2 protein-coding genes are annotated in these 1,854 nt (G+C 68.0%); both read left to right on the top strand.

What is annotated here, in order from left to right:
- Positions 1–176: 176 nt before the first annotated feature.
- On the top strand, positions 177–302 hold the full coding sequence (locus GSQ95_RS26770; protein WP_256664718.1) for a hypothetical protein: 126 nt from the start codon (positions 177–179) through the stop codon (positions 300–302).
- The coding region (locus GSQ95_RS25325; protein WP_256664719.1) for a methyl-accepting chemotaxis protein at positions 299–1,854 on the top strand (1,556 nt) is incomplete at its 3' end. The genes GSQ95_RS26770 and GSQ95_RS25325, both read left to right, overlap by 4 nt.

The raw sequence follows: 1,854 nt of genomic DNA on the forward strand, positions 1-1,854 counted from the left end.
CTGGAAGCCGAGGCCGGTCGCCTGCAGCGGCTGGTGGGTGGCTTCCGCATCTAGCGCGGGCCCCCGAAAAGAGGGTGTCGCTCTGCTCAAGTCGTAACGTGGCTGCCCGATAAAGAGGGGGATCGCCATGCCCTGAATCCGGCATGGCTCCACCCTGGCTACGGACGCAGACCTGTATGAAGCGACACCTGAAATTCAGCCACAAGATCCTGCTGGTCGCGGCGCTGGTGATCACCACCGCGTTGGCCGCTTCCGCCGGTTTCAATGCTATCTGCAACGCCAGGCCATCGACCAGAGCCTGAGTGCCAACCTCGCGGAAACCGGCCGGGTCACCGCCGGCAACGTCGCCTACTGGCTGGATGCACGGGTCAAGCTCATCGAAGGCGAAGCCCAGACCCTGGCGCGCGATCGCTCGCCCGAAGGCCTGGTCGGTCTGCTGGACCAGAAGATCTACACCGGCACCTTCGATTCCACCTACCTGGGCGAGGTGGACGGCACCTACACCACCCGTCCGCTGCGCACCCTGCCGGCCGGCTACGATCCGTGCAAGCGACCCTGGTACGCGGCCGCCACCGCCGCCGGCGCCACGGTGCTGACCCCGCCCTATATCTTCGCTTCCTCCGGACAGCTGGGCGTGACCATCGCCACCCCGCTGCAGCGCGACGGCCAACTGGCCGGCGTGGTGGCTGGCGACCTCAACCTCTCGGCGCTGGTGGAGATCATCACCTCGCTCAACGTCAGCGGCCTGGGCGAAGCCTTCCTGGTCGACGGCGACGGCAAGGTGCTGGTCAGCAGTCACCCGGAACAGGTGCTCAAGACCCTCAAGGACGTCTTCCCCGAGCAGACGCCGTCCCTGCAACCGGGTCTGCACGCCGTCAGCCAGAACGGCAGCGACCGCCTGGTGAGCTTCACCCCGGTCAATGGCCTGCCCTCGGTGAAGTGGTACCTGGGCCTGTCCATCGATCAGGACAAGGCCTATGCCCCGGTGACCCAGGCCCGCAACCTGGCCATCGTCGCCACCCTGGTGGCGGTGATCGCCATCATCCTGCTGCTGGGGCTGCTGATCCGCGTGCTGCTGCGCCCGCTCCATGACCTGACCCGTGCCATGGCCGACATCGCCGAAGGCGAGGGCGATCTGACCCGCCGCCTGCCGGTGCAGGCCCGTGACGAATTCGGCGCCCTGGCCGAGACCTTCAACAAGTTCGTGGCGCGCATCCACACCTCGATCCGCGACGTGGCCCAGAGCACCGGCGAGCTGAATCAGGGCACCCGCCGGGTGCTGGAGTCGTCGCAATCCTCCATGCAACAGTCGGATCTGCAAGCTCAGCGCACCACCAGCGTCGCCGCCGCCATCAACGAACTGGGCGCCGCCGCCCAGGAGATCGCCCGCAACGCCGCCCATGCCTCCGGCGAGGCCCGCACCGCCCGGGCTCAGGGCGAGGAAGGCCGCGAGGTGCTCGACGAAGCCTTGCACGCCATGCAGGCGCTGTCGGCCAAGATCGGCACCAGTTGCGAGCATATCGAGGCGCTCAACGGCAAGACCGCCAACATCGGCCAGATCCTCGAAGTCATCCGTGGCATCTCCGAGCAGACCAACTTGCTGGCGCTCAACGCCGCCATCGAGGCGGCCCGCGCCGGTGAGGCCGGGCGCGGCTTCGCCGTGGTGGCCGACGAGGTGCGCTCCCTGGCCAGCCGCACCCAGAGTTCGGCGCAGCAGATCCAGCAGATGATCGAAGAGCTGCAGAGCGGTTCGCGCGATGCCGTGGCCCTGATGCAGGAAAGCCAGCGGCAGAGCGCCCACAGCATGCAGGTGGCCAAGAGCGCCGGCGAGCGGCTGGGCAGCGTGACCGAGCG

Source organism: Pseudomonas sp. BAV 4579 (assembly GCF_009765395.1).
Classification (GTDB): Bacteria; Pseudomonadota; Gammaproteobacteria; order Pseudomonadales; family Pseudomonadaceae; genus Chryseomonas; species Chryseomonas aestiva.